Annotated in this window: 27 protein-coding genes; 13 read left to right on the forward strand and 14 right to left on the reverse strand. The window is 60.4% G+C overall.

From position 1 onward, the window contains the following. Positions 1-6: 6 nt before the first annotated feature. From phnE to GTQ41_RS12375, 5 genes are all read right to left on the reverse strand, one after another. Positions 7-774, reverse strand: coding sequence for a phosphonate ABC transporter, permease protein PhnE (gene phnE, locus GTQ41_RS12355; RefSeq protein WP_047294047.1), 768 nt, complete (start codon positions 772-774; stop codon positions 7-9). Further along, complete coding sequence (locus GTQ41_RS12360; RefSeq protein WP_047294048.1) at positions 771-1,598, reverse strand: ABC transporter permease; 828 nt, start codon at positions 1,596-1,598, stop codon at positions 771-773. Before GTQ41_RS12360 ends, phnE begins: the two co-directional genes overlap by 4 nt. Further along, positions 1,592-2,389: a phosphonate ABC transporter ATP-binding protein gene (locus tag GTQ41_RS12365; RefSeq protein ID WP_047294049.1), complete on the reverse strand. Its 798-nt coding sequence runs from the start codon at positions 2,387-2,389 to the stop codon at positions 1,592-1,594. Before GTQ41_RS12365 ends, GTQ41_RS12360 begins: the two co-directional genes overlap by 7 nt. Continuing rightward, on the reverse strand, positions 2,386-3,249 hold the full coding sequence (locus tag GTQ41_RS12370; RefSeq protein ID WP_041072554.1) for a putative selenate ABC transporter substrate-binding protein: 864 nt from the start codon (positions 3,247-3,249) through the stop codon (positions 2,386-2,388). Before GTQ41_RS12370 ends, GTQ41_RS12365 begins: the two co-directional genes overlap by 4 nt. Before the next feature lie 151 nt (positions 3,250-3,400). Continuing rightward, positions 3,401-3,805, reverse strand: a complete 405-nt coding sequence (locus tag GTQ41_RS12375) for a RidA family protein (protein ID WP_047294050.1) — start codon at positions 3,803-3,805, stop codon at positions 3,401-3,403. A 122-nt stretch (positions 3,806-3,927) separates the two neighbouring features. Here GTQ41_RS12375 and GTQ41_RS12380 point away from each other — a divergent pair, with 122 nt between their 5' ends. Further along, on the forward strand, positions 3,928-4,854 hold the full coding sequence (locus GTQ41_RS12380; protein ID WP_047294051.1) for a LysR family transcriptional regulator: 927 nt from the start codon (positions 3,928-3,930) through the stop codon (positions 4,852-4,854). A 66-nt stretch (positions 4,855-4,920) separates the two neighbouring features. Next, entirely contained in the window at positions 4,921-5,943 is a 1,023-nt protein-coding gene (locus GTQ41_RS12385; RefSeq protein WP_047294052.1) for a GlxA family transcriptional regulator, read from the forward strand. Positions 5,944-5,968: 25 nt separating this feature from the next. On the opposite strand, the gene GTQ41_RS12390 is transcribed toward GTQ41_RS12385, so the two are convergent. Beyond that, on the reverse strand, positions 5,969-7,003 hold the full coding sequence (locus tag GTQ41_RS12390; protein WP_047294054.1) for an alpha/beta fold hydrolase: 1,035 nt from the start codon (positions 7,001-7,003) through the stop codon (positions 5,969-5,971). A 301-nt stretch (positions 7,004-7,304) separates the two neighbouring features. Between GTQ41_RS12390 and GTQ41_RS12395 the strand changes: the two genes are divergently transcribed. Then, on the forward strand, positions 7,305-7,718 hold the full coding sequence (locus tag GTQ41_RS12395; RefSeq protein ID WP_047294056.1) for a cupin domain-containing protein: 414 nt from the start codon (positions 7,305-7,307) through the stop codon (positions 7,716-7,718). 6 nt (positions 7,719-7,724) lie between these two features. On the opposite strand, the gene GTQ41_RS12400 is transcribed toward GTQ41_RS12395, so the two are convergent. Together GTQ41_RS12400 and GTQ41_RS12405 are read right to left on the reverse strand one after the other, a co-directional pair. Beyond that, positions 7,725-8,714: an AraC family transcriptional regulator gene (locus tag GTQ41_RS12400; protein ID WP_230679373.1), complete on the reverse strand. Its 990-nt coding sequence runs from the start codon at positions 8,712-8,714 to the stop codon at positions 7,725-7,727. A 120-nt stretch (positions 8,715-8,834) separates the two neighbouring features. Then, positions 8,835-9,530: an SDR family NAD(P)-dependent oxidoreductase gene (locus tag GTQ41_RS12405; protein WP_047294060.1), complete on the reverse strand. Its 696-nt coding sequence runs from the start codon at positions 9,528-9,530 to the stop codon at positions 8,835-8,837. 401 nt (positions 9,531-9,931) lie between these two features. On the opposite strand from GTQ41_RS12405, the gene GTQ41_RS12410 reads away from it, so the two are divergent. Then, positions 9,932-11,437 (forward strand): sensor domain-containing diguanylate cyclase, encoded by a 1,506-nt coding sequence (locus tag GTQ41_RS12410; RefSeq protein WP_217325509.1) that lies wholly within the window; start codon positions 9,932-9,934, stop codon positions 11,435-11,437. 55 nt (positions 11,438-11,492) lie between these two features. On the opposite strand, the gene GTQ41_RS12415 is transcribed toward GTQ41_RS12410, so the two are convergent. Next, positions 11,493-12,476: a zinc-dependent alcohol dehydrogenase family protein gene (locus tag GTQ41_RS12415; RefSeq protein ID WP_047294065.1), complete on the reverse strand. Its 984-nt coding sequence runs from the start codon at positions 12,474-12,476 to the stop codon at positions 11,493-11,495. A gap of 176 nt (positions 12,477-12,652) precedes the next feature. Here GTQ41_RS12415 and GTQ41_RS12420 point away from each other — a divergent pair, with 176 nt between their 5' ends. Next, positions 12,653-15,028 carry a phosphoketolase gene (locus GTQ41_RS12420; RefSeq protein ID WP_047294067.1) on the forward strand — a complete coding sequence of 792 codons (2,376 nt, stop codon included), beginning with the start codon at positions 12,653-12,655 and terminating at the stop codon, positions 15,026-15,028. 4 nt (positions 15,029-15,032) lie between these two features. Here the strand turns inward: GTQ41_RS12420 and GTQ41_RS12425 are convergent, their stop codons facing one another. After that, positions 15,033-15,458 (reverse strand): potassium channel family protein, encoded by a 426-nt coding sequence (locus GTQ41_RS12425; protein ID WP_047294069.1) that lies wholly within the window; start codon positions 15,456-15,458, stop codon positions 15,033-15,035. Between the two features lie 27 nt (positions 15,459-15,485). Further along, positions 15,486-16,133, reverse strand: a complete 648-nt coding sequence (locus GTQ41_RS12430) for a BON domain-containing protein (protein WP_047294071.1) — start codon at positions 16,131-16,133, stop codon at positions 15,486-15,488. A gap of 234 nt (positions 16,134-16,367) precedes the next feature. Between GTQ41_RS12430 and GTQ41_RS12435 the strand changes: the two genes are divergently transcribed. The 4 genes from GTQ41_RS12435 (at position 16,368) to GTQ41_RS12450 (ending at position 19,475) form a co-directional block, all read left to right on the forward strand. Continuing rightward, the gene (locus GTQ41_RS12435; protein ID WP_047294072.1) at positions 16,368-16,601 is read left to right on the forward strand and encodes an Lpp/OprI family alanine-zipper lipoprotein; all 234 of its coding nucleotides are present in this window, start codon (positions 16,368-16,370) and stop codon (positions 16,599-16,601) included. A gap of 81 nt (positions 16,602-16,682) precedes the next feature. After that, positions 16,683-18,077 carry an MBL fold metallo-hydrolase RNA specificity domain-containing protein gene (locus GTQ41_RS12440; protein WP_217325510.1) on the forward strand — a complete coding sequence of 465 codons (1,395 nt, stop codon included), beginning with the start codon at positions 16,683-16,685 and terminating at the stop codon, positions 18,075-18,077. A 65-nt stretch (positions 18,078-18,142) separates the two neighbouring features. Further along, positions 18,143-19,030: a universal stress protein gene (locus GTQ41_RS12445; RefSeq protein WP_095666714.1), complete on the forward strand. Its 888-nt coding sequence runs from the start codon at positions 18,143-18,145 to the stop codon at positions 19,028-19,030. A 190-nt stretch (positions 19,031-19,220) separates the two neighbouring features. Beyond that, positions 19,221-19,475 carry an Lpp/OprI family alanine-zipper lipoprotein gene (locus GTQ41_RS12450; RefSeq protein ID WP_047294075.1) on the forward strand — a complete coding sequence of 85 codons (255 nt, stop codon included), beginning with the start codon at positions 19,221-19,223 and terminating at the stop codon, positions 19,473-19,475. 98 nt (positions 19,476-19,573) lie between these two features. Here GTQ41_RS12450 and GTQ41_RS12455 read toward each other — a convergent pair whose 3' ends face one another. Both GTQ41_RS12455 and GTQ41_RS12460 read right to left on the reverse strand, forming a co-directional pair. Next, positions 19,574-20,122 carry an Hsp20/alpha crystallin family protein gene (locus GTQ41_RS12455; protein ID WP_047294077.1) on the reverse strand — a complete coding sequence of 183 codons (549 nt, stop codon included), beginning with the start codon at positions 20,120-20,122 and terminating at the stop codon, positions 19,574-19,576. Positions 20,123-20,493: 371 nt separating this feature from the next. Then, positions 20,494-21,018 (reverse strand): GAF domain-containing protein, encoded by a 525-nt coding sequence (locus tag GTQ41_RS12460; RefSeq protein WP_047294079.1) that lies wholly within the window; start codon positions 21,016-21,018, stop codon positions 20,494-20,496. Between the two features lie 214 nt (positions 21,019-21,232). Between GTQ41_RS12460 and GTQ41_RS12465 the strand changes: the two genes are divergently transcribed. Continuing rightward, positions 21,233-21,463 (forward strand): hypothetical protein, encoded by a 231-nt coding sequence (locus GTQ41_RS12465; protein WP_027613841.1) that lies wholly within the window; start codon positions 21,233-21,235, stop codon positions 21,461-21,463. A gap of 179 nt (positions 21,464-21,642) precedes the next feature. Here the strand turns inward: GTQ41_RS12465 and GTQ41_RS12470 are convergent, their stop codons facing one another. Continuing rightward, positions 21,643-22,071 (reverse strand): hypothetical protein, encoded by a 429-nt coding sequence (locus GTQ41_RS12470; RefSeq protein ID WP_230679374.1) that lies wholly within the window; start codon positions 22,069-22,071, stop codon positions 21,643-21,645. A 504-nt stretch (positions 22,072-22,575) separates the two neighbouring features. On the opposite strand from GTQ41_RS12470, the gene GTQ41_RS12475 reads away from it, so the two are divergent. The 3 genes from GTQ41_RS12475 (at position 22,576) to GTQ41_RS12485 (ending at position 25,589) form a co-directional block, all read left to right on the forward strand. Then, positions 22,576-23,307 (forward strand): GntR family transcriptional regulator, encoded by a 732-nt coding sequence (locus GTQ41_RS12475; protein WP_047294081.1) that lies wholly within the window; start codon positions 22,576-22,578, stop codon positions 23,305-23,307. Between the two features lie 133 nt (positions 23,308-23,440). Further along, on the forward strand, positions 23,441-24,730 hold the full coding sequence (locus GTQ41_RS12480; RefSeq protein WP_047294083.1) for an MFS transporter: 1,290 nt from the start codon (positions 23,441-23,443) through the stop codon (positions 24,728-24,730). A 28-nt stretch (positions 24,731-24,758) separates the two neighbouring features. Next, positions 24,759-25,589 (forward strand): amidohydrolase, encoded by an 831-nt coding sequence (locus GTQ41_RS12485; RefSeq protein WP_047294085.1) that lies wholly within the window; start codon positions 24,759-24,761, stop codon positions 25,587-25,589. The last annotated feature ends 32 nt before the right edge of the window (positions 25,590-25,621 follow it).

The raw sequence follows: 25,621 nt of genomic DNA on the forward strand, positions 1-25,621 counted from the left end.
TGCCTGTCAGGCCTTGATCCAGCGCTGCCGGCTCCAGGCACTCAGCGAATCCACGCCCAGCACCAGAATCAGCATCGCCAGAATCACCGTACTGGCCTGCGCTTCCTGAAACAGGCTGAGGCTGACATACAGCATCTGCCCCAAACCACCGGCCCCGACGAAGCCCAGCACGCTGGCCATGCGGATGTTGTTTTCCCAGCGATACAGGCAATAGGCGAGCAATTGCGGGGCGAGGTTGGGCAGGGTGCCGTAGCAGAAGGCGAGCACGGGATTGCCGCCTTGCAAACGGATCGCTTCGGCCGGTTCCGGCGGGGTATTTTCCAGCGCTTCGGCGAACAGTCGACCGAGCACGCCAGTGGTGTGCAAGGCCAGCGCCAGAGTGCCGGCATTCGGCCCGAGGCCGGCGGCGAGCACCATCAGCGCCGCCCACACCAGTTCCGGAATCGCCCGCAAACCATTGAGCAACAGGCGCGAAGCGCTTTGCAACGGCCAGCCGAAACGCCCGGCCGCAGGCAGCGCGAGGAGAATGCCGAACACGGCCGCGAGCAGGGTGCCGAGGGCCGACATGGCGAGGGTTTCCAGCGCGCCCTTGAGGATCGCCTGCAAATGCGAGGCGCTCAGGTCCGGGCTGAGAAAGCGCTGCGCGTAGGCCCCCATCTGCTTGAAGCTGGTGGCGCTGCCCAGTTCACCGAGGTCGAGTTCGAGGTAGCCGAACGAGGCGATCACCGCGACGCCAATGCCGACGATCAGCAACAGATTGATCAGGCGACTCATGTCAGCCTCCAGCGCAGCAGGCGGCTGAGTTGATCGGCACCGAGCACCAGAATCAGGAACGTCAGCAACATGCTTGCCACTTCACCGCTGGCGAACATGCGCAACGACAGGTCGATCTGCTGGCCGAGGCCACCGGCACCGACAAACCCCATCACCACCGAGGCACGAATCGCGCACTCCCAGCGATACACCGTGTACGACAGCAACTCCGCCGCGACATTGGGCAGGATTCCGTAGGCAAAACCGGCGAGCCGTCCGCTGCCGGCTTGCATCAAGGCATGCGCCGGACGTTGGTCGGTGGACTCGAAGATTTCCGCGTAGACCTTGCCGAGCATGCCGCTGTAGGTGATCGCGATCGCCAGTACACCCGCCGCCGGGCCGAGGCCCACGGCACGCACGAACAGCAGCGCCCAGACGATTTCCGGCACGCTGCGCAAGAAGATCAGCAGTCCGCGCACCGGCCAACGCAGCAAGCGCCCGAGCCGACTGGGAATGCCGCTGCGGGACGCCGCCGACAACGACAGCGCGCGGCTGGCTATCAGGCTGGCCGGCACCGCCAGCAGCAACGCCAACGCCATGCCGGCGGTGGCGATGGCCAGGGTTTGCAGGGTGGCCTTGAGCAGTAACTGGAGAAAATCGTGGTCGTGCGCCGGAGGCCAGAACCCGGAAATGAAGCGGCCCATTTCGGTCTGGCTGTCGCTGTGCAGCAGCACGCCAAGGTCCAGTTCGCTGAGCTGGATGCCCGGCCACAGCAGGGCAATCGCCAGCAGGGTCAGCAGCAGTCGCGGCGCAGCGGCCGGGTCGCGGGAATCAGCCGTCAGCATCGCGGGATCTGCACAATCAGCGGCGCACTGGGCGTCGTCGGGCTTTGCAATTGCTCATTGGCGTACAGCGTGTCGAGCATTTCGCGGCTGACCTGCTCGGCCGGGCTGTCAAACAGGATCTGGCCGTCGCGCAAGCCGATGATGCGCGGAAAGTGCGCCAGCGCCAGTTCCACCGCGTGCAGGCTCGCCACCAGCGTGACGTTGTGCGCCCGGGCATGCTGGGAGAGGATCGACAGGGTGTGCCCGGCGAGCACCGGGTCCATCGCCGACACCGGTTCGTCCGCCAGCAGAATCTCCGGTGCCTGATACAGCACCCGCGCAATGCCCACGCGCTGCAATTGGCCGCCGGACAATTGCTGGCAGTAAGCGAAGAGTTTGTCGCCCAGATCCAGGCGGGCGAGGGCGGCACGGGCACCGGGAATATCCGTCGGATGCAGCAGATTGAGCAGGCTCTTGCCCAGGCTCCACTGCCCGAGTTTGCCGGCCAGCACCGCCGTCACCACGCGTTGGCGCGGCGGCAGCGGGGGTGCTTGGTGCACCAGTCCGATGCGCGCACGCAGACGTTGCCGTTGACGGGCGGGGAGGTGCCAGGGACGTTCGCCCAGTACCTCGATTTCACCGCTGCTGGGGCGCAACGCGGTGGCGAGCAGGTTCAACAGGCTGGATTTACCGGCCCCGGACGGACCGATGATCGCCACCTGTTCACCCGCCGCAATCTGCAGGTCGACGCCACGTAGTGCGTCGACCCCATTGGCGTGGTGCAGGCGGCCTTGTTTGAGGCTCAGGGTCATTTCAACAGATCGGCGGCGCGAGCAGCTTCCTCGATGCCCTTGTAGTTCTCGGGCTTGGTGTCGATGAAACGGCTGGCCGCCTGCAGATCAAGAATCTTCTTCTGCTCCGGGTTGGCCGGGTCGAGGTCGAGGAAGGCTTTCTTGATCTTCGCCGCCAGCGCCGGGTCGAGGGTGCCGCGCACGGTCCAGTTGTAATCGAAGTAGGCCGGGGTCGTGGCGAACACATGCACCTTGCTGGTATCGACCTTGCCGGCGTCCACCAGTTTCTGCCAGACGCTGGCGTTCAACACACCGGCATCGACCTTGCCGGCCTGGACCCAGGCGACGGTGGCGTCGTGCGCACCGGAGTAGGCGACACGGCTGAAATAGGCTTCAGGCTTGATGTTGTCGTTCTTCAGCATGAAGTAACGCGGCATCAGGCTGCCGGAGGTCGACGACACCGAGCCGAAGGCAAAGGTCTTGCCCTTGAGGTCGGCCAGGCTCTTCACGTTCGGGTCGGCAGTGATGAACTTGCTGGTGAACTGCGCATCCTGCTCGCGCTGCACCAACGGAATCACCGGGGTGGTGGCGTCGGTCTTCAGGCGTGCCTGAACGAAAGTGAAACCGCCCAGCCAGGCCATGTCGAGGCGATCGGTCGCCAGCGCTTCCACCACTGCCGGGTAGTCGGCCACCGGAACGAACTGCACTTTCATGCCCAGTTGCTGCTCCAGATAGGCCCCCAGCGGTTCGAATTTGCGCAGCAATTCGGTCGGGGCTTCATCGGGAATTGCACTGACCCGCAACACATCGGCGGCATGCGCCACCAAAGCAGAAAAAGACAGGGCCAGACCAGCAGTCAGTGCCAGGGTTCGTTTGAGCATGGAAATCTCCGTTTCATGAGCGTCGCATTCTAAGCGCCGCCGGGCGCGGTGTCGCGCCCGGGCGCTCAATCAGGTTAGACGAAACGGCGAGGTTATACGCAGCCGCGCCGTGAAAGGCCAGCAGCGGTGTCCGGGGATGTTTTACCCGAGGTTACGCTGCAGGATTTTCCGGCAGTCTGGCAATCACCTTGATCTCGAATTGAAACCCGGCCAGCCAGGTCACGCCGACCGCGGTAATCGTCGGATACGGCGCGCTGCCCCAGAATTCCGGGACCACTGCCCAGATGGTTTCGAAGGTCGCTTGCGGATCGATCATGAACACCGTGACGTCCACCGCATCGGCGAAGCTGCAACCGGCGGCCTCGAGGATCGCATTGAGGTTGTTGAAGGCCAGGCGTACCTGGTCCTGCAGATCCGGCTCCGGCGAACCGTCTTCACGACTGCCGACTTGCCCGGAGACGAACAGAAAACCGTTGGAACGAATGGCCGGTGAATAACGATGACGCTCGTAAAGCGCATGGCGGGCAGGCGGGAAAACAACGTCGCGTTGGGTCATGGGTGTCTCCATCATTGTTTGGTGATTGTTGATGGAGTGACTTTAGGGGCTTGCGCAGGGGCGATAAACGCGCAACCTTGGCGTTCACTGTTTGCATTTTCCAAACAATCAGAGGGCGCGAAGTGGACCGTTTCGATGCAATGCAGGCGTTCGCCCGAGTGGTCGAGGCGGGCAGTTTCACCAAGGCCGCCGAGACCTTGCACATGAGCAAGACCACGGTGACGCAACTGGTGCAGCAGTTGGAGGCACGCCTGCGGGTCAAGTTGCTCAACCGCACCACGCGCAAGGTCAACGTCACGGCCGACGGTGCGATCTATTACGAGCGAGTGATCAAACTGTTGGCCGACATGGACGACGCCGAAACCAGTCTGTCCGGCGCCTCGGCATTGCCCAGAGGGCGCTTGCGCGTCGATGTGCCGAGCCCGCTGGCGAGACTGATTCTGCTGCCGGCATTGCCTGAGTTTCATGCGCGTTATCCGGATATCCAGATCGACATGGGTGTCAGTGACCGCATCGTCGACATCATCGATGAGAATGTCGATTGCGTGGTGCGCGGCGGTGAATTGCTCGATCAGTCACTGATGGCCCGGCGGGTGGCCGACCTGCAGCTCGGGGTCTTCGCCGCGCCGAGTTACCTGGCCCGCGCCGGCACGCCGCAGCATCCCCGCGAGCTGGAGGACTCCCATCATCGGGTGGTCGGCTTTCTTTGGGCGCGCACCGGCAAACCCGTGCCTTACGCCTTGCGCAATGGCAGCGAACACCTGCAGATCAAGGGTCGCCACGTATTGGCCGTCGATGACGGTAACGCCTACCTTGCGGCAGGGCTGGCCGGCATGGGCGTGCTGTGGTTGCCCCGGTACATGTCGCACGCGCATCAGGCTCGGGGTGAGTTGGTGCCGCTGTTCGAGGACTGGCAACTCGAGCCGATGCCGCTCTACGTGGCGTACCCGCCGAACCGGCATGTCAGCCTGAAACTGCGGGTGTTCATTGACTGGATCGTCGAGCTGATGGCGCAACATGCGCCGGTCATTGCTCACCGAGGTGTGTGATCAGCCGCAAGCGTGATTGACTCTTTGGCCCATCGAGCCAACTATCGGCGCATAACAACATGACCGATGGGCCAGACCTTGATCGAACGACGTCAATTCAGCGGAGGCATGAAGGGCAAAAACCTCCGCTATCTGAATGAGCAAGCCGCCGAGACCCGCATCACCCGCACCGGTTTTCTGTTGCTGGAGCATTTTTCGCTGCCGGCCTTCACCCAGACGCTGGACACGATTATCACCGCCAATCTGTTGCGCGCCGGACTGTTCAGCTCGCGTACGTTCGGGCTGGGCGAGGGAGAGGTGATCAGCGACCTGGGGTTGGTGATTCGCCCGGATGCGCGGATTGACGCCGCCAGCCTTGCGGATCTGGACTTGCTGGTGGTGTGTGGCGGTTACCGCACTGAGCTTAAGGCCAGCGAAGAGTTGATCAGCCTGCTGCGCACGGCAGCGGAACGCGGTGTCAGTCTGGCTGGATTGTGGAACGGTGCGTGGTTTCTCGGGCGGGCCGGCCTGCTCGATGGTTACCGTTGCGCGATTCATCCGGAACACCGTCCGGCGCTCACGGAAATTGCCAAGGCCACTCAGGTCAGCAGCGAGCCTTATGTGATTGATCGCGACCGGCTCACGGCGTCGAGCCCGTCCGGCGCATTCCACATGGCGCTGGACTGGATCAAGGGCCTGCACGGCAAGGCGCTGGTCGAGGGTATCGAGGACATCCTGGCGTTCGAGGAGTCGCGCTATCGGCGGATCAAACCGGATGAAAACCTCTGCGTCAGCGCTCCCTTGCGCGAAGTGGTCAAACTGATGGACGCCAACCTCGAAGAGCCGCTGGAGCTGGAGCAACTGGCGGTGTACGCCGGGCGCTCGCGGCGCCAGCTGGAGCGTTTGTTCAAGGAGCAGTTGGGCACCACGCCGCAACGCTATTACCTGGAATTGCGCATCACTGAAGCCCGGCGCCTGTTGCAGCACACCGAGCTGTCGCAGATGGAAGTGCTGGTGGCCTGTGGTTTCGTTTCGCCGAGCCATTTCAGCAAATGCTACAGCGCGTTTTTCGGGTATCGACCGTCCAGGGAAAAACGCCTGGTCAAGTAGACCGAGGCGTTTTCTGCCTTCGGTCTCAGAGGTGATCGGCGTCGATCACTGCCTGGGCGAACGCCTGCGGATATTCCTGCGGCAGGTTGTGGCCGATGCCGCCGTTGATCAGGCGGAACTGGTACTTGCCGGTGAAACGCTTGGCGTAATCCTCGGGCGCCGGGTGCGGCGCGCCGTTGGCATCGCCCTCGAGGGTGATGGTCGGCACGCTGATCGACGGGGCGCTGGCGAGTTTCTGTTCCAGCGCTGCGTATCGCGGTTCGCCCTGCACCAGGCCCAGACGCCAGCGGTAGTTGAACACGGTGATCGCGACGTGATCGGGGTTCTCCAGCGCTTTGGCGCTGCGGTCGAACGTGGCGTCATCGAACGCCCACTTCGGCGAGGCGAGCTGCCAGATCAGTCTGGCGAAGTCGTGGGTGTTTTTCCGGTAACCGTCACGGCCACGTTCAGTGGCGAAGTAGAACTGATACCACCATTGCAATTCGGCCTTGGGCGGCAATGGATTCTGCCCGGCAGCCTGATTGCCGATCAGGTAGCCGCTGACCGAGACCAATGCCTTGACCCGCTCCGGCCACAACGCCGAAACGATGTCCGCCGACCGCGCGCCCCAGTCGTAGCCACCGAGTACCGCTTGCTGGATATTCAGCGCATCCATGAAGTCGATCACGTCGCTGGCCAGTGCCGCCGGCTGACCGTTGCGCAGTGTCTGCTCCGAGAGGAAATGCGTGTCGCCATAACCCCGCGCATACGGCATCAACACCCGATAACCCTTGGCGGCCAGCAACGGCGCGACTTCGTCGTAACTGTGAATGTCGTACGGCCAACCGTGCAGCAGAATCACCACCGGCCCCTGCGCCGGACCGGTTTCGGCGTAGGCCACATCCAGCAGCCCGGCCTGCACATGCTTGAGCGGGCCGAACGGCGAGGGGGCGGCATAGCTGACGTTGTGGTCGCCGGTTGCCGGCTGCGCGGCGGCGGCCGTTGGCATTTGCGTCGCCGCCAGCGCGCCGAACAGCGTCACGGCGAGGATGTTCATACGGTTGAATGCTGCGTTTTTCATGCTGAAGTCTCCTTGGCAAACCTGTCGGGGGCAGGTGCGGGCTGAGCCCGGCAAACCTTGCAGGCATTGGAACGCCGGGACGTATCTGGCCCATGTCGAAAAAACGCGGTGATTCAAGTTCATGTATCGCCGGGGCGTCTGTACACACAGTGATACACAGCCGGTGCGTTTTGTACGGCCGTGTATTCAGCGGTGCGCACGATACACGGCGAGACCAAACCCGGGTTTTTCGACACATCGGCGCTACACCCGGCGCTCACAGTGCAGGCCTTCACACCACCACTGTCGAGAGGGCAACTGCATGCAACGCACACTGATTCTGGCCACTGTGGCCGCACTGGTTTCATTCACCGGTCTGGCGCAGGCGGCGGAGGCTCAGGCCATGAGCTGGCAACAGGGCTTGAGCCGTACCGAGCTGATGCGTCAGGACCTGGGTGACGCGGATCGCGAGTTGATACAGGCACGTATCGATTTCGAGCCGGGTGTCACCGCGCCGCGGCATGCGCATCCCGGCGTCGAGGTGGCGCACGTGCTCAGCGGCACGCTGGAGTATCAACTGGAGGGGCGCCCGGCGGTCACGCTAAAAGCCGGGGACTCGCTGTTCATCCCGGCAGGTGTTGCTCATGTGGCGAGGAACGTCGGCCAGGACCACGGTGTGGAACTGGCAACCTATGTGGTGAAAAAGGGCCAGCCGCTGCTGGAGCTGAAACCGTGATCGGGCTTATCTGGCGCGCAGCAACTTGCGGTAATCCACCGGCGAAATCCCGCGCGCCTGACGGAAGGAATGGCTGAAAGAACTGGCCTGCGAGTAACCCAGCATCAGGGCGATGTTCATGATGCTGGTCTCGGTGCGGCGCAGGTAATGGTCGGCCAGTTCCATGCGCATGGTTTCCAGCACCTGATTGAAATTTTCCCCTTCCGCCGCCAGTTTGCGTTGCAAGGTGCGCGGCGAAATCGCCAACTGCCGGGCCAGGCTTTTCAGGCTGAAATCGCCGGTCGGCAACTGTTCGGTGAGCAAGGCGCGCAAACGGTCGGTCACGGAAAATGCCGGGTACGACAGACACAGCTGCCAGTCGGCCTCCAGCAGCATGCTGCGATGCATGCGCGGGTCGGCGCCCTGAATGCGTGACGAGAGGGTCGATTCGGCGAACACCAGCGCATTGCTCCCGGCTTCGAACTGCACCGGACAACCAAAAAACGCTTCGTAGAGTGCCGGCTCGCCGAGCGCCGGATGCCTCATTCTGACCTCCAGCATCGGCGAGTTGCTGGCGATCAACCAGCGACCGAACGCCGCCCATCCAGCCATTAACGTTTCCTGATGCAGGGCGCAGTAAGGCTCCAGTTCATTGATGCGCTGATCTTCGAGGGTCACGCGGCCGTCGCCGATGACGATCCGGGTCTGGCTGGACGGGCTGTCATAAACGATCTTGCCGAACCGCAGAATCATGTTCAGCGACTCGCCGAGCGTCGCACTGGTCATCAGCACATAACCCAGTACGCCGTAGGTGCCGGGGCGCACGGCGGCGCCGACCAGCAGACCGAAATGCGGCAGGTCGCTGCTGCGCGCCGCCAGTTCCAGCAAGGTCCGCAGTTGGTGCATGGGAATGCGCACAATCGAATCGGACAACTGCTCGCGTGAGAGTCCGGTCTGTTGCAACAGCCAGTCGCTATCGCAACCGTGTTGCTCGGCGACATCAAGGACGTGGTTCACGAAAGCAGCGCTGGAAGTGGCGGGTCGCATGGGGGGAGGGGAAGTCCGGTCATCCGGTGATCTTGCTTTTCCGAAAGGTGAAGAAAGCGACGTCGCCAAGGCGCGCAGCGTCAGTAGACCCTACATGCGCCCGATCACCGGAATGCCGGTACCGGTGACCGCAGACGCCTGTTCCGAAATCAGAAACAGAATGACCGCCGCCAGTTGCGCGGGCGTCACCCAGCGCTGGTGCTCGGCGTCGGGCATGGCCTCACGGTTTTGCGGGGTGTCGAGCACGCTCGGTAGCACGGCGTTGACCGTGATGCTCATGTCCTTGAGCTCTTCGGCGAGGCTTTCGGTCAGGCGCAGTACGCTGGATTTCGACGCAGCGTAAGCGCCCATCCCCAGTCCGGCCCTGGCTGCCATGCTCGCGCCGATATTGACGATGCGCCCCGCTGAGGATTGCAGCAGCAACGGCAGCAGGGCTTTGCTGGCGTTCAAGGCGGTTCGCAGGTTCAGCGAGTAGAGCCGATCCCAAGCTTCTATCGCACCACCGAGCAGTGGCTCCCACGCGTAACCGCCGGCGCCGTTTACCAATGCATCGAGGCGCCCGAAGTAGCGATTGATCTGGTGGGCGACGTCCTGGCAATCGGCAAAGGAAGTCAGGTCGATGCCGGACAGGACCAGTCGGTTATGGGAACTGGGCAGCGTGATCGTCGCCTGATCGATCAGCACCAGATCCGCGCCCCGGGCGGCGGCCATGTCCGCCAGGGTCTCGCCGAGATTCCCCAGGGCGCCGGTAATCGCCACAACGCGCCGTGAGAGTGACTGAGTCATCAAGAGTCCTTTCCTTTTTAAGGGCGCATACTCTAATGATATCGGTCGCCCGTGGCATGCTTTTGGATGTCAACTTGTTGTGCAAAAGTGCCAATTTTTTTTGCTTGGCAAATCTTCGGCCAAGGGTCGTGAAACAGGCGTCAGAAAGTTGGCTTCTGCCGCGCTTCAGCCGTCCAGTCCTGAAAGCCTGGCAATGGTTTGCTCTGGCATGCTTGTCATCGTTTCCCAAGGCGCGATGGCTTTTCTGAAGTCTGCGGCGTGTTTTTTGCGCCACCTATTCTGTTGCTGCAGCAAGCCCGTGCGACTTGTATCCTTGCCCCCGGCAAGGACAAGCGGCTGTAGTCCTCGAGTCGGTCGACCCGCCGCAGGAACGGAAACCGGATTTGCCCAAAGGTAGTGATGTGAAGCGTGATACCCGCCTGGTAGTGCTGTTGTTGTTGGTGATCGGCTGTTCCCTCGCGTCGCTGACGGTATGGAAAGTGTTGGCCTCTCGCGAGCGTGCGCTGGAGGAAGTCAACGTTCATGGCTTGAACCTGACCCAGGCGCTGGCGACTTATTCCGAGGGCATCGTGCGCCAGAGTTCGTTGCTGCTGCTCGGGCTCGTCGAACGTCTGGAAACCGAAGGCAGTGGCCCCGCGCAGATTCAGCGTCTGAGCGCACTGGTCAACCGTCAGGAACCGCTGATGCCGCAGCTCAGCGGCATCACTATCTACGACAATCAGGGCCGCTGGCTGATGTCGTCCAACCGACCGATTCCGGCCGGGGCCAATAGCCGTGATCGCGCCTACTTCATCCATCATCGCGACGATCCGAGCCGCGACACCTTTATCGGTCCGCCGATCCAGAGCCGCTCCAATCAGGAGTGGGTGATAACCGTCAGCCGCCGTTTCAACGATGCGCACGGCGAATTTGCCGGGGTGGTGGCGGTGACGCTGGGGGTCGAAAACTTTCTGCGCCTGTTCGGCAAGATCGATGTGGGGCAGGAGGGCGCCATCGGCTTGTCCTATACCGACGGTACGTTGCTGGTGCGCTATCCCTTCCGCGAGCAGGACATGGGGCGCAACTTTTCCAAGTCGCCGATCTATGCGAAGTATCTGGTCGATCGATCCGTCGGCACCGCGTCGTTTACCTCCAGCCTGGATGGCGTCGAGCGGCTTTACGCCTTCCGCAAGAGCGACCGGCTGCCGCTGATTACCACCGTCGCTCTCGGCAAGCGCGAGGCCCTCGCGGCGTGGCGCATGGAAGCCTGGCTGTCGGCTGTGGTGGTCACGGGATTGCTGGGGCTTACCGGGCTGATCGGCTGGTGCCTGATGCTGGATATCCGCCGACGTACCAGGGCTGAAGATCAATTGCGCGGCACACAGCAACAGTTGCTCTCCTCCAATCGCCAGCTTGAGTTGCTGGCGATGAAGGATGCCCTGACCGGTCTGGCCAACCGACGCTGCTTCGATGAGAGCCTCGCCATGGAAGCCCGGCGCGCCCAACGTGACGGCACGACGCTGGCGTTGCTGATGATCGATATCGATTACTTCAAGCTGTTCAACGATTCATTCGGGCATGTCGCCGGCGATGCTTGCCTGCAGAGGGTCGGCAGAATCCTCGAGGGTTGCGTAAGGCGCCCGTCGGATCTGCTGACGCGTTATGGCGGAGAAGAAATGGCGGTGATCATGCCGGACACCGACGTTGCCGGTGCAACGGTCGTCGCGCAATTGATCCTGGATCGCCTCGCGCAAGCGCATATTGCGCACCCCTCCAGCCCGGTCGGGCGTGTGACCGTGAGCATCGGGATTGCGGCGGCGTCGGGGGCACGACTGGATCACGTGCCAGGTTTGATCGAGGTGGCCGACCAGGCGCTGTATAACGCCAAGACGGCGGGGCGTAACCGGTTTGTACCGGCCGAGTGGTGACGGGGGGCGAACAGGACGTTGTCAATCAGTGGCGTCGGGCGCCTCCCACAGAGTCTCAGGGTGTCAGCACGATGGCGCCGTTGAAGTGCCCGCTGCGCAGACACGTCAGCGCCTGATTGGCGTCCTTCAGGGCAAAACGGGTGACGTCGCAATGCACGGGGGTGTGCTGCAACTGCGCAAAAAACGCGGTGCCGTCTTCACGGGTCAGGTTGGCCACGGAGCGTACGCTGCGTTCGCCCCACAGCAAACGATAGGGAAAGGCGGGGATATCGCTCATGTGGATGCCGGCGCAAATCACGCAGCCGCCCTTGACGGTGGCGGACAGCGCCAGTGGCACCAGCGCCCCGACGGGCGCAAAGATCAGGCTGGCGTCCAGCGCATGGGGTGGCGGCTGATCCGAAGGCCCGGCCCATTCGGCGCCCAGGGTGCGTGCATAGGCCTGGCCTTCGTGGTCATCCGCTCGGGTAAAGGCGTAGACCTGTTGCCCGCGACCGCGGGCAATCTGAATTGCCAGATGTGCCGCCGCGCCAAATCCGTACAGCCCCAGGTGTTGCGCGCCCTGAGCCATTTGCAAGGCGCGAAAGCCGATCAGGCCGGCGCACAACAACGGCGCCGCCTGAATGTCGCTCAGCGTATCCGGGATTGCAAAGCAGAAGCGCTGATCGGCGACGGTGTATTCGGCATAGCCGCCATCCAGCTGACAACCGGTGAACTGCGCCTGATCGCAGAGATTCTCCCGCCCCGAGCGGCAGAAGACGCATTCGCCGCAGGTCCAGCCCAGCCACGGCACGCCAACCCGCCGGCCAATCCATTCAGCGGCCACATCGGCGCCTGCGGCGATGACTTCTCCGACGATTTCATGCCCCGGCACGCGGGGCAGAACCGCTTGTGGCAACTCGCCGTCGAACAGGTGCAGATCGGTACGACACACCCCGCAAGCCAGTACCCTGAGCAACAGTTGCTGCGCGGTGGGCGTGGGGATCGGCCGTTCTTCGCATTGCAGCGGTTGCCCGGGTGAATACAGGACCATGGCACGCACGATGATTCTCCTCGCGTTGCAAGAAAGCGCTGAGTTGCGCTCCCTCCTGCAGCGTCTGTTTCCCATAGAACCGGAGCACTGATGACGGCGCTTGATTTAAATCAAGTCTTGCAGGTTTCAGGCTTTCAGAATCGACGGACGAATCTCTGTTCAGCGAACCCGGGGCGGTAAACCTCATGAGCGATTTCCTCAATGCGCAACAACTGGAAGGCCTGGACGCTTACTGGCGCGCTGCCAATTACCTGGCTGTCGGGCAGATTTACCTCAAGGACAACCCGCTGCTCAAGGAGCCTTTGCGCCGGGCTCATATCAAACCGCGTTTGCTGGGGCATTGGGGCACGACGCCGGGGCTTAACCTGATCTACACCCACCTCAACCGGCTGATCAAACAGTACGACCTCAACATGCTTTTTGTGACCGGCCCCGGTCATGGCGGGCCGGCGATCGTGGCGCAGACCTATCTGGAAGGCACCTATACCGAGTGTTATCCGGCGGTGGAGCGCAATACCAACGGTCTGCTGCGCCTGTTTCGTCAGTTTTCCTGGCCGTACGGAATTTCAAGTCATGTGTCGGCACAGATTCCAGGGTCGATTCACGAGGGCGGGGAGTTGGGGTACAGCCTCGCGCATGCCTATGGGGCCGCGTTCGATAACCCTGACCTGATTGTCGCCTGCGTGATCGGCGACGGTGAGGCGGAGACCGGCACGCTGGCGGCCAGCTGGCACTCGAACAAATTCCTCAATCCTGTGCGTGACGGGGCGGTGCTGCCGATCCTGCACCTCAACGGCTACAAGATTGCCAACCCGACGTTGCTGTCCAGAATCAGCGAGGATGAACTCTCGGCGCTAATGTACGGCTATGGCTACGATCCCTTTTTCGTTGAGGGCGATGATCCGGTGCAAGTGCATCAGGCATTGGCGCAGACACTCAACACCATCGTGCTGAGGATTCGCCAGATTCAGCTCGAAGCGCGGCAACGGCCGCCGTCCAGGGCCGTGTCACGGCCGCTCTGGCCGATGCTGGTGTTACGCACGCCCAAGGGTTGGACCGGCCCCGGATTTGTCGACGGCCATCGGGTTGAAGGCACGTGGCGCGCGCATCAGGTGCCGCTGGCCGACTTCACCCAGCCGCTCCATTTGCAACAACTGGAAGAGTGGCTGAGCCGTTATCGTCCCGAGGATTTGTTCGATGCCCAAGGTGCCTTGATGCCGGAAATCGCCGCGCTGGCGCCCACCGGACACCGGCGCATGAGTGCCAATCCCCACGCCAATGGCGGTGTGATGCTGCGTGCGCTGGACCTGCCGGGTTTTGCCGATTACGCCGTGAGCGTGGTTGGGCCGGGGACTTTACGCGCCGAAGCCACCCGAGTGCTGGGAGAATTCCTGCGTGATGTGATGAAAAACAGCCTGGCCAGCCGCAACTTTCGGCTGTTTGGCCCTGACGAAACCGCCTCCAATCGCCTTGATGCGGTGTATGAGGTCAGCGCCAAGACCTGGATCGATCCGCTGGAACCTGACGACCTGAACCTGTCGGCGGACGGCCGGGTGATGGAAATTCTCAGCGAGCAGGTGTGCGAGGGCTGGCTGGAAGGCTATTTGCTGACGGGTCGGCATGGATGGCTGTCGTGCTATGAGGCGTTTATCCATATCGTCGACTCGATGGTCAATCAGCATGCCAAATGGCTGAAGACAGCCGCCGAGGTGCCGTGGCGCAAACCTGTGGCATCGCTGAACCTGCTGTTGACCTCCCACGTCTGGCGTCAGGACCACAATGGGTTCTCGCATCAGGATCCGGGATTCATCGACATGCTGGCGAACAAGAAGCCGGACGTGGCGCGCATCTACTTGCCGCCCGATGCCAACTGCCTGTTATCGGTCGCCGACCACTGCCTGCGCAGCCGTAATTACATCAACGTCATCGTCGCCGGCAAGCAACCGGAATGGCAGTGGCTGAGCATCGACGCGGCACAGCAACACTGCCAGGCAGGTGGCGGCCGGTGGGCGTGGGCCAGTCACGATGATCAGGATCCGGACGTCGTCATGGCCTGCGCCGGCGATGTGCCGACGCTGGAAAACCTGGCCGCCTTGACCCTGTTGCGCGACTATGTGCCGGACTTGCGCGTCAGGGTGGTCAATATCGTCGACCTGATGCTGCTGCAGCCGTCCAGTCAGCACCCTCATGGCTGGTCGGATAGCGCGTTCAATGCGCTGTTCACCGTCGACAGACCGGTGATTTTTGCCTTTCACGGGTATCCGGCGCTGATCCATCGGCTGGTCTACAAACGCGCCAATCATGCCAACTTTCACGTACGAGGTTTCAAGGAGGAGGGCGCGACCACTACGCCGTTCGACATGGCCGTGATCAACGATCTTGATCGCTACCGACTGGCGCTGGACGTGATCGAGCGGGTGCCACGCCTGCAGGATCTCGTAAACGTTGCGCGGGAGCGTTACTGGGCCGTCATGGAGCAACACAAGCTGTACCTCATCGAGCACGGCGAAGACCTTCCCGAAGTGCGCAACTGGCAATGGACACCCCGCCAGACGCCATGAGTGGCTATTTGTTCTTCCAGTATTTCTGCATTTCCAGAAACAGAAACGACGCGGTCCAGGTTATGAGGACAAGGCCGGTCAAGGCCTCAAGCCCCGTCAGGTACTTGAGGTGGCCGACCGGCGAAATATCGCCGAAACCGATGGTCGTGTACGTCGTGAAGGAGAAGTACACGCAATCCATCAAAGAGCCGTCGAAGTTGCCGGTCAGCTGTCCCCATTCGCCCGCGCGGGACATCAGGAAATAAACCACGGCGAACGCCCAGACCTCGATGGCATGGGCCAGCAGACTGCCCAACACCCCGACAACGATTCTGAACCGGCTCCAGATTTTCAGGCGCGGCATCCAGTCATTCAGGCGCAGCAGACACTCATAGTGGATCACTACCGCGATGACCACGACCAGGCTGTTGATCAGTGTGACGGCAAGCATTGGCCTGGCTCCAGGAAGAAGAGCGTGTCACGCCAGCAACAGATGGTCTTCGACCCGGCCGACGCCGGGCACTGACCAGGCCGCGCGCTCGGCAATCTGGCGTTCGCGCCACAGGTGAACCCGGCCTTCGAGCCGCACCACATCGCCTTCGACTTTGACGTGAATGTCCTGGGCATCGACTTCGGCGTTACGTTTGAGCGCGGCCTCGATGCGTTGCTGAATATCGAAGACATCCAGCCGTGGACGCAGGGTGATGCAATTGCTCACGCCGGTCACGCCGGACAGCTTGCGTACCGAACGCTCGACGGTTTCCTTCTGATACTGCCAGTCGACTTCACCTTCCAGGGTGATGCGTCCGCTCTGCACGATGATCTTGACGTCACCTTCGGGAATGTCGCAGCTCCAGTGGATTATCTTCAGCGCCCGGGCAGCGATGGTGTCGTCCGCGGTGCCGGCATTCCTGTCCAGTCGTACCTGGAGCTCTTCAGCCACTGCGCGCACGCCTTTCATGCGCTTCACCGCGCGCTCGGCACTGACCTTCTGGGCATAGCTTTTGACATGCCCGCTGAGAGTGACCACACCGTCCTCCACCGTGACGCCGATGTTGGCGGCATCGATTTCCGGCTGGAACTCGAGTTCTTCGAGAATATTTTTGCGCAGGTTCAAGTCGCTCATGACGGTGTCCTCTTTCAGTAGGTGTTGATCAGGTCAAAACGTGCCTGCTGTTGTTTTTCTACACCGCGGTGACGCGCGCGCATTGAGGTATATCAACAATGCCGGCCTCGCCCTCGCATTGGCTGATGGCGCCTGCAAGTCGGTGATTGTTTGACAAAGATCAGAGTGGTGACCGGATAACGCCAGATACTCGAATCATGACCTTTACCGTCGTGAGCAATCGAGGGAACAACCATGAACAAGCGCTTGCCGATTGTGGTGCTGAGTGTGCTGCTGGCAGCGACCACTGGTTGCAGTCATCGGCAGGCCGATGAACTCAACGCGCGGCTGGAGTCCGCTGAAGACAACGCGGCGACTGCCAGGCTGAGGGCCGATGAGGCGGTGCTCAAGGCGGAACAGGCGCAACGTGCTGCCGATGAAGCGAATGAGCGTGCCAAACGGCTGGCTGAGAAGGCCAATCGCAAATAGCCGGCAACCATCTCGAAACACCATGAATCAGCGTTTTGGGCTGAAAGTGTCGGCGTTCTTATCCACATTCAGGAGACGGCCATGCGAATCACCTTTCTGGGAGCGGCAGGCACGGTCACCGGCAGCAAATACCTGTTGGATCACCGCGACCGGCATGTGCTGATCGACTGCGGGCTGTTTCAGGGTTACAAACAATTGCGCCTGCACAACTGGGATCCTTTCCAACTGCCCGTGCGGGATCTCGACGCGATCGTGCTGACTCACGCTCATCTGGATCACAGTGGCTACCTGCCGGTGCTGGTGCGCAACGGCTACCGTGGCCCGATCTATGCCACCGCAGCAACCTGTGAACTGGTGAAAATCCTGTTGCTCGACAGTGGGCGCCTGCAGGAAGAAGAGGCCGGATTCGCCAACCGACATGGTTTTTCCAGGCATGCGCCGGCGTTGCCGCTGTACACCGAGCAGGACGCCGAGCAGGCATTGAAACTGTTGCAGCCGGTGGAGCTGCATCATCGGGTCGAGATTGTTCCCGGTCTGAGCATCTTGCTGCGCGGTGCCGGACACATTCTGGGTGCGGCCACGGTCGAGGTGGTTGCCGACGGTGTCACGCTGGTCTGCTCCGGCGATCTGGGGCGGCCCAACGATCCGTTGATGTTTGCCCCCGAAACCATCGAGCAAACGGATTACCTGTTGATCGAGTCGACCTATGGTGACCGCCAGCACCCTGCCGACGACCCCGAGCAACAACTGACCGACGTGATCAACCGCACGGCGTTGCGCCATGGCATTACCCTGGTACCGTCATTTGCGGTCGGTCGGGCGCAACTGCTGATGTATCACTTGTATCGCTTGAAGCAGAAACACGCGATTCCGGATCTGCCGATCTACCTCAACAGCCCGATGGCGACGGATGTCACGCGTCTGTATCAGCGTTTTCGCAGTGAGCACCGGTTGTCGCTGCAAGAATGCGAGGGCATGTGCCAAGGCACGCGTTTCATACGTTCGACCCAGGAGTCGATCGATCTCGATCATCAGCGCATTCCGGCCGTGATCATCGCCGCCAGCGGCATGGCCACCGGCGGACGGGTGCTGCACCACCTCAAGGCATTGGCGCCGAGCCCGGCCAACTCGCTACTGATGCCCGGTTTCCAGGCCGGCGGCACGCGGGGCGCACAGATCGTTGCCGGTGCGCCGTCAGTGCGTATCCACGGTCAGGAGGTGCCGATCCGCGCCGAAGTGGTACCGATGCAGACCCTGTCCGCGCATGCCGATGCCGATGAAATCATCGAGTGGCTGCGCGGTTTCAAACGTGCACCGAAACACACCTACGTGGTGCATGGCGAACCCAACGCCTCGGACGTTTTGCGGCGGCGTATCAGCCTGGAACTGGGCTGGTCGGTGTCAGTGCCGGATTACCGGGACAGCGCCGAACTGGGTAACGCGGCCGATGTGCGTTCGGCCGAACGGCAGGTGTAACAGCGTCATATCCGCTGGTGACGATCTTGACCGTCCCGCACGGTTCATCCGACTGGAGAACAATCATGAGCCAATATCAAAGTCTGTTGCTGGTGATCAATCCGGCTCTGCGCCGCTCTCCGGCGATCAGTCATGCGGCTGCGCTGGCCAAGGCCAGTGGGGCGACCTTGCATATCGTGGCGCTGGTCAAGTCATTGGACATTCTCTGGTTGCTTGAAGAAGGCGACCGGGAAAAAGCCCGGGCCAACTATTTGCAGGATCACCGCGACTGGCTCAAATATCAGGCCGGCAACCTGCGCGACAGAGGCATTGACGTGACAGTCGAAGTCGCCTGGTCGGATGACATGAAGCAAGAGATCCTCGACCTCGTCACCGAGATGATGCCCGACCTGCTGATCAAGCAAGTGCAGCATGAGTCGTTGCTCAAACGCGCCTTCTTCACCCCGCTGGACTGGCACCTGTTGCGTCATTGCCCGGTCCCGGTCTATCTGCTGGGCGGGGCAGGCCAGGCATTGCCACGCAAGATCGTGGCAGCGGTCGACGCCTCCGCAAGCGACCCGGTCAACGACCAATTGAACAAGCGCATCATCGATCAGGCCACGGCCATGGCGATCCAGTGTGACGCCGAGTTGCATCTGTTGTACGCCTACGACATTTCGCAGGAGTACCTGGAGGAGCTGGGCGAAGGCTTGACGGTTTCAGAGCTGACCAAGGAACTGCGCAGAGAGTTCGAGAGCGCTTATATCGACCTGGCCAAGCGCTATGGAGTACCCGCCGAGCGCCGGCATTTCGTGGTCGGCCACCCGGTTGCCGCACTCAGTGAGTTCGCCGATGCACAGCATGTGGATGTGATCGTCATGGGCCGGGTGCAATACCACGGGCTGGACAAGCTGCTGGGCAGCACCACCGAACATATTCTTTATCAGGTGCCGTGCAACCTGTTGGCGGTCTGACAGCGACGTCTGCCTGCGACAAATGCCGTGATGGGTTTATTGCAGTGTCGACCGGTGATTAACACTGCCAACATCCAGTTGCCTGTCGGTTGGCCGTTCATTGACAAAAATCAGAGGCCGGCCGTGCTGACGCCAGATACTTCAGGGGGCGCCGGACTTTTCCCGGCGCAATCACCCAAGGAGAGTCATCATGAACAAGCGTTTATCTGTGGTTCTGCTCAGCGTCCTTTTGGCGATGAGCGCGGGGTGCAGCAATAAAAAGGCGCAGGAAATGGACACGCGAATCGACGCCGCCCAGAGCACTGCAAACGCGGCACAATCCCGTGCCGACGCGGCTTACTCCAGGGCGGATCAGGCAGCCGCTGCAGCCAGTCAGGCACAACGTACGGCCGATGAGGCCAATGAACGCGCCAGCCGGATGCTGGAAAAGGCCAGCCGCAAATAGTGAGTCCGTGCGGCCAGCGTTTGCAGCAATTGGGCCAAGGGCGGCGGATAAAAAACCCTTGCCGGGGTTTCCCGGCAAGGGGTACGACAGCCCGAAACTTACTCGCCCTTGATCGGTACGACTTTGTCCGCTTTCATGGCTTCAGGCTTTTTCGGCAACGAGATACTCAGCACACCTTTGCTGAAACTCGCGTCGATCTTCTCGGCGTCGACGCCTTTGGGCAGGTTGAAGACCCGCTCGAAGGAACCATAGTGACGCTCGCTCAGGTGGTAGCCCTTCCTTTTTTCTTCCTTGTCCTCTTTCTTTTCGCCCTTGATGATCAGGCTGCCGTTCGACAGTTTGATCTCGATGTTCTTGTGATCCATGCCGGGTAATTCGGCGGTGATCTCGTAGCTTTTGTCCTTTTCACTGATATCCACGGCCGGCATGCCGTGACCGATCAGTTCGCGCCGCCAGAGCGGTTCGACGTCGAACAGCCCACGACCAAAGGGTGAAAACCCCGAACCGCGGTTGAAGTCTTCGAACAGGTGATCGACCTGCTGGCGCAGTTTTTCCAGAGGGCGCCACAAGTCTGCAGTCAGCGGATGCTGAAGGGATTTGTCTTTGGTATCGGTAGTGACCGGCATTTTCTTCACGGAGTTGCTCATTTTGAATTCTCCTTTGCGAATGGACGGCGGCTTACGGACATCCGAACCGGAGCGCTCACTGGTCGGCATAGATTTCGCCCTGCCACGTCAGCTTCAATGTCGGCGAGAACAGCGTGTCAGTGGTTGATAAAAGTCAATTACGGGGGGAACGGCGTTTCGCTCAGAAGCCAAATGGCAGCGTGCGGCCCAGCCCTATGCAAACGTCGGCCCGCTCTTGGGCGACGGACTGGTAGCTCCTGTCCTGGAACCAGGTTTTGCGCACCACGTCGATGTTTCCTGCGCGGTGTTGAAGGAGGGAGCGCCAATCTCACACGCCAGAAATGAAACAGCCCTGAATATTCAGGGCTGTTTTTTAGTTATTCGAAAATACTTCATCCGTTCTTGCTGTAGCCGCTGCCGACGTCTGTCAGATTCGAATAAAAGATACAGCCGATCAGCCTCGCGAACAGGCCTAACGTGTCCGCCAGATCCGGGTCGTCGAATATGACCGCCCTAGAGTCCAAGGCACACAGTGCGCCCCACAGTTGACCGTCGGGAAGAAAAATGGGCGCGCCAGCGTAGCTTTCAATCAAATATTGCTTCACTACGGGACGCGTGGAAAACCTGCCGTCGCGACTGATTTGTGGCACGAACAGCACTTGGGGGTCTCTGCGAAACTCACTGCACAGCGTGGTTTCCAGTTCCAGCGTGTCACCGGTGTGGATTCCAAGCTCGATCGGATCGTAGGCGGAACAGACAATCCATTCCGTGTCGGTGAATTTGGCGATCGCCGCAAAGCGCGTCCCGGTCATGCGTGTGACCAGTTGCAGAATATTGGTAGTGGCTTCAATTTCAGCGATAGAGGAACGTTCCTCTGCGCTTAGCAACGCTCTGTGAATGGTGTCACTGAGAGGCATGCAGTGTTCTCCGGTCATGATTGTTCGAGCTGGCAACGGCTAAACGCGTTTGAAACTTCGCGTTTGATTGCCGGCAAAACGGATTCGTTCACTTGAAGGGGTCTGATGGCTACCATAATGAAGGATCGTTTGCGTGTCGCTTGAGGCACCGTTATCGGCGGCGTAGCCTTGAACACACATTTGTTCGATGTCGCATTGAAGGCAAGGTGAGAAAGTGGAAGGCGTAGTGTTGAGCGAGAAGATGCAGCGCGAAGCTGATCGGCTGCTGGCGCAGATTGTCCGGGCAGATTCGATGATCATTGCGGTGAAGGCGGGGGCGCGTGCGGATGGCTTCGTGCTGGGGCTGGAAACCAGTGAGGTTTTGCGTGCAGGCGATGCTGAAAAGCTGTACGTCATTTTTGAAGCGGCGTTGGTGGAGCGTCTGAAAACGCTTTCACGGTCGTGAGCGGCTTGTCAGGCTTCAACTGTATTTTGCAGGCAGGTCAAGACCGGTGAGCCAAGCACCGCTGTCTGTCGTCTGCCTGTCGGAGCTGAAACGACTCCAATGACTTATGTTTCCCTGTACACCGGCAGACACAAGCACGACTCAATTGATGAAAGGCGCGCCACTGAAAGGGGCGGGCTTCAGAGGCAGTCGGACTTGCCTATCTGAAAATTGACGATCGGTGAACTGGTTGAATCTTTGTAGAGGAGGTCAATGGAAAGACCCGATTTCACGAACTGTCCCAAACCTTTTTCGTTACAGAATGCAGAAGCTGCAAGCGCTCTTGCATCCTTGGTGAATTCGTCAGAATCGATTTCGTCTTTGGTAACTTTTGTGAGTGTGTAAGAGATACGCATGACCTCATCGCTGTAGGTCACAGAATCGACGCGAGTTGAGTCATCAGATACTTTTCCGGACTGCACACTCATGATGAGTGCGAGCCCTTTGAGTTGGCGCTCCCGCTCCTGCTTTTTCTCTTCCTGGCCAGATTTTGCGTGCCACACCTGCACCAGGATAAAGAGCAAAGTCATTGCCGAAAAAAATAGGATGATTCCGCGATTCTGTTTCAATTGAGAGTACCGTAGCAAAAGGCCATTACTCATTTGAACATGCCGATCGCACTATCTCAAGTTGGAGAGGTTTCATCATTTCTGAACCAGAAATCTCGACGGCATCGATCCGCTGAGAGATTGCGCTAGTCAGTCGTGACAGGCAGGAAACAGTCAGAAGCGGACATCGGGAAACCGACCGCTACCGGGCAGAAGCGGTCTTTGGGAACGACGCTTTAACATGTTGAAATCGCACCAGGTTAATGATTAGGTTGCCCTTCGTGACAGGCGGGTTTCGACCAGGAGCGGTCATCCTCGGCCGTCAGCTTTCGGCTGTCACTCCTGACCCTCCACATTTGGCCAGCATCTGACATCGCCAGCTCAACCCCGCATGTCTATGAAAAGGGCAGTGGGGCAGCCATTCGTCAGCAGGACGAACAGCCGCTCCTTGACAGGCAAGTTATCTGGGCAAATACTCGCCGCAAGATTCATATAGATGACTAGATAACAAGGTGAATAAAGTCGATGAATTCTTTATCCAGTGATGCCCGACTCCCGCTGTACCAACGCCTGCGTGACCAATTGGCTGAGCAGATCGCCAATAATCGCTGGCGTCCGGGGGAGGCAATCCCTACTGAAGCGGCGCTGTCTGCGGAATACCAACTGTCCACCGGCACGGTGCGCAAAGCGATTGATGCGTTGGTCAGTGAGGGCATTCTGGAGCGTCAGCAAGGGCGAGGGACGTTCATTCGCCGGGCGCAGTTTCAATCCTCATTGTTCCGTTTCTTCCGATTCCAGACTGTTTCCGGTGAGCGCCAGGTCCCGGAAAGTCGCATCCTCTCGATCGAGCCCGTTGCCGCACCTTCGGCCGTAGCGCAAGCACTGGGGTTGCCCGCCGATGCGCCGGTCATTCGTATTGTTCGCGTGCGTCTGCTCGATGTTAAGCCGGTGCTCGCCGAAGAAATCTGGTTGCCCCGCCAGCGGTTTCAGGCGCTGCTGGAGATCGACCTCAGTCGCGAAGGACCGCTGCTGTATCCGATCTACGAAGAAGTATGCGGACAGGTTGTTGCATCGGCCGAAGAGACGCTGACCGCTGAATCGGTGAATGACGTGCATGCCCGATTGCTCCAGGTAGCGGTCAACAGTCCGGTGATCGTGATCGAGCGTCTGGCCCGCGATTACGCGGGTAGCCCGCTGGAATGGCGTCGCTCGCGCGGCCACGCGGAGCACTTTCGCTACAGCGTGGATATTCGCTGACGTCTGCCTGCGTAGCGGAGCGTTCTGCGGCGGCTAGATCGCCGCCCGATTTCTGTTTGTTTGCCAAAGCTGACCCTGTCGCGGTGCGGTTGGCTGTCGGCTGCCTTGCGTAACACCTATAAGGATAAGAATCATGTTCAGCTGGTATCGCCAAGTCACTCCTCGGGAGCGCAAAACGTTTTGGGCCTGCTTCGGCGGATGGTCGCTCGACGCGCTGGAAGTACAAATGTTCGGTCTGGCGATTCCGGCGCTGATCGCCGCGTTCGCGCTGACAAAGGGCGATGCCGGATTGATCAGCGGCGTTACCCTCGTCACCTCGGCACTCGGTGGCTGGGTGGGTGGGACGTTGTCTGACCGCTATGGCCGTGTGCGCACGTTGCAGTTGATGATTGTGTGGTTCTCGTTCTTCACCTTTCTCTCGGCCTTCGTCACGGGCTTCAATCAGCTGTTGGTGGTCAAGGCGCTGCAGGGTTTCGGGATTGGCGGGGAGTGGGCGGCCGGTGCGGTGCTGATGGCCGAGACGATCAATCCGCACTATCGCGGCAAGGTCATGGGCACTGTGCAAAGTGCCTGGGCGGTGGGTTGGGGCCTGGCGGTCGGGGTGTTCACGCTGATCTATACCTGGGTGCCACAGGACATGGCCTGGCGTGTGATGTTCCTTGTCGGGTTGCTGCCGTCGTTCCTGATCATCTGGGTACGTCGTAACGTTGAGGAGCCGGACAGCTTCCAGCGTCTGCAAAAAGACAACGCCATTCCGCAGAGTTTCTTCAAGTCGCTCGCCGGCATTTTTCGCCCGGAACTGATTCGCGTGACCCTGTTTGGCGGGCTGCTGGGACTGGGCGCGCACGGTGGCTATCACGCGGTAATGACCTGGTTGCCGACCTTCCTCAAGACCGAGCGCAATCTCTCTGTGCTGAACTCGGGCGCGTATCTGGCGGTGATCATCTTCGCCTTCTGGTGTGGTTGTGTGGCCAGCGGCTATTTGATCGATCGCATTGGCCGTCGTAAAAACATTGTGCTGTTTGCCTTGTGCTGCGTGGTCACGGTGCAGTGCTACGTATTTTTGCCGCTGACCAATACGCAGATGCTGTTCCTGGGGTTCCCGTTGGGGTTCTTCGCCGCCGGTATTCCGGCCAGTCTGGGAGCGCTCTTCAACGAACTTTACCCTGCCGATGTACGTGGCGCCGGCGTCGGCTTTTGCTACAACTTTGGCCGGGTGCTGTCCGCTGTATTTCCATTCCTGGTCGGGCACATGAGTGACTCCATGTCGCTGGGTTCGGCGATTGGTATCGATGCCGGGATCGCCTACGGCGTGGCGGTGTTTGCCGCACTGTGCCTGCCTGAAACCCGGGGCAGGGACCTTGAAGCCAATGCCACTTCCGTTTCAGCCGGTATCAGCGGCAATCAACGCGCTCGGGCGTGATGATCCTAACCTTCAGTAGATAAAACCCATGTCAGATACCCGCCCCAAGTCGATCACCGGCATCGACTCCCATGCCCATGTGTTCAGCCGTGATCTGCATCTGATCGGTGCACGGCGCTACACCCCTGAGTACGACGCCACGCTTGGCCAGTACCTTGAGCATTTGCAAACGCATGGTCTGAGTCACGGTGTATTGGTGCAACCCAGTTTCCTTGGCACCGACAATAGCTACCTGTTGGCGGCGTTGAAGCACGCGCCGCAGCAGTTGCGCGGTGTGGTAGTGCTGGAGCCAAGCGTCAGTCGTTCTACCTTGAATGACATGGCTCGACTGGGCGTGGTCGGCGTGCGCTTGAACCTGATCGGCAAGGCGTTACCTGATTTTCGTGACAGTGCCTGGCAAGGGTTTTTCAGCGATATCGCTGATCTCGACTGGCATGTCGAGTTGCACCGGGAAGTCAAGGAACTGCCGGGCCTGATCCAGCAATTGACGCCGTTCGGCGTGAAGTTGGTGATCGATCACTTTGGGCGGCCGGACGCGAATGCGGGTCTCGATCAGCCCGGGTTTGGCGAGTTGCTTGAGGCCGGATCGAAAAGTCCGATCTGGATCAAGGTATCGGGAATCTATCGTTTGGGAGGTACGCCACAACAGAACATTGATTTCGCTCGAAGGGCATTACCGTTGCTGGAACAAAGCTTCGGCCTGCATCAGTTGGTATGGGGCAGTGACTGGCCGCATACGCAGCATGAGCAAAGCATCGGTTTCGCCACCGTCGTCGACCAGTTGCAAGCCTTGGAACTTTCGGCGCAAGCCAGCGACTCGCTGCTGGTGCAAGCGCCTCGAAGGTTATTCGGTTTTTAGAAAGTCGAACGCTGAAACCTGGCCGTTGCAGA

Source organism: Pseudomonas sp. AN-B15, assembly GCF_019056475.1.
Classification (GTDB): domain Bacteria; phylum Pseudomonadota; class Gammaproteobacteria; order Pseudomonadales; family Pseudomonadaceae; genus Aquipseudomonas; species Aquipseudomonas parakoreensis.

Bases quoted from the DNA above. Each gene is read 5' to 3' on its own strand.
- GTQ41_RS12420 (WP_047294067.1), top strand. From the start codon at position 12,653: ATGAGCGATTTCCTCAATGCGCAACAACTGGAAGGCCTGGACGCTTAC.
- GTQ41_RS12360 (WP_047294048.1), bottom strand. From the start codon at position 1,598: ATGCTGACGGCTGATTCCCGCGACCCGGCCGCTGCGCCGCGACTGCTG.
- GTQ41_RS12395 (WP_047294056.1), top strand. From the start codon at position 7,305: ATGCAACGCACACTGATTCTGGCCACTGTGGCCGCACTGGTTTCATTC.
- GTQ41_RS12430 (WP_047294071.1), bottom strand. From the start codon at position 16,133: ATGAGCGACTTGAACCTGCGCAAAAATATTCTCGAAGAACTCGAGTTC.
- GTQ41_RS12390 (WP_047294054.1), bottom strand. From the start codon at position 7,003: ATGAAAAACGCAGCATTCAACCGTATGAACATCCTCGCCGTGACGCTG.
- GTQ41_RS12370 (WP_041072554.1), bottom strand. From the start codon at position 3,249: ATGCTCAAACGAACCCTGGCACTGACTGCTGGTCTGGCCCTGTCTTTT.
- GTQ41_RS12435 (WP_047294072.1), top strand. From the start codon at position 16,368: ATGAACAAGCGCTTGCCGATTGTGGTGCTGAGTGTGCTGCTGGCAGCG.
- GTQ41_RS12365 (WP_047294049.1), bottom strand. From the start codon at position 2,389: ATGACCCTGAGCCTCAAACAAGGCCGCCTGCACCACGCCAATGGGGTC.
- phnE (WP_047294047.1), bottom strand. From the start codon at position 774: ATGAGTCGCCTGATCAATCTGTTGCTGATCGTCGGCATTGGCGTCGCG.
- GTQ41_RS12460 (WP_047294079.1), bottom strand. From the start codon at position 21,018: ATGCCTCTCAGTGACACCATTCACAGAGCGTTGCTAAGCGCAGAGGAA.
- GTQ41_RS12475 (WP_047294081.1), top strand. From the start codon at position 22,576: ATGAATTCTTTATCCAGTGATGCCCGACTCCCGCTGTACCAACGCCTG.
- GTQ41_RS12405 (WP_047294060.1), bottom strand. From the start codon at position 9,530: ATGACTCAGTCACTCTCACGGCGCGTTGTGGCGATTACCGGCGCCCTG.
- GTQ41_RS12425 (WP_047294069.1), bottom strand. From the start codon at position 15,458: ATGCTTGCCGTCACACTGATCAACAGCCTGGTCGTGGTCATCGCGGTA.
- GTQ41_RS12375 (WP_047294050.1), bottom strand. From the start codon at position 3,805: ATGACCCAACGCGACGTTGTTTTCCCGCCTGCCCGCCATGCGCTTTAC.
- GTQ41_RS12385 (WP_047294052.1), top strand. From the start codon at position 4,921: ATGGGCCAGACCTTGATCGAACGACGTCAATTCAGCGGAGGCATGAAG.
- GTQ41_RS12440 (WP_217325510.1), top strand. From the start codon at position 16,683: ATGCGAATCACCTTTCTGGGAGCGGCAGGCACGGTCACCGGCAGCAAA.
- GTQ41_RS12445 (WP_095666714.1), top strand. From the start codon at position 18,143: ATGAGCCAATATCAAAGTCTGTTGCTGGTGATCAATCCGGCTCTGCGC.
- GTQ41_RS12450 (WP_047294075.1), top strand. From the start codon at position 19,221: ATGAACAAGCGTTTATCTGTGGTTCTGCTCAGCGTCCTTTTGGCGATG.
- GTQ41_RS12480 (WP_047294083.1), top strand. From the start codon at position 23,441: ATGTTCAGCTGGTATCGCCAAGTCACTCCTCGGGAGCGCAAAACGTTT.
- GTQ41_RS12455 (WP_047294077.1), bottom strand. From the start codon at position 20,122: ATGAGCAACTCCGTGAAGAAAATGCCGGTCACTACCGATACCAAAGAC.
- GTQ41_RS12485 (WP_047294085.1), top strand. From the start codon at position 24,759: ATGTCAGATACCCGCCCCAAGTCGATCACCGGCATCGACTCCCATGCC.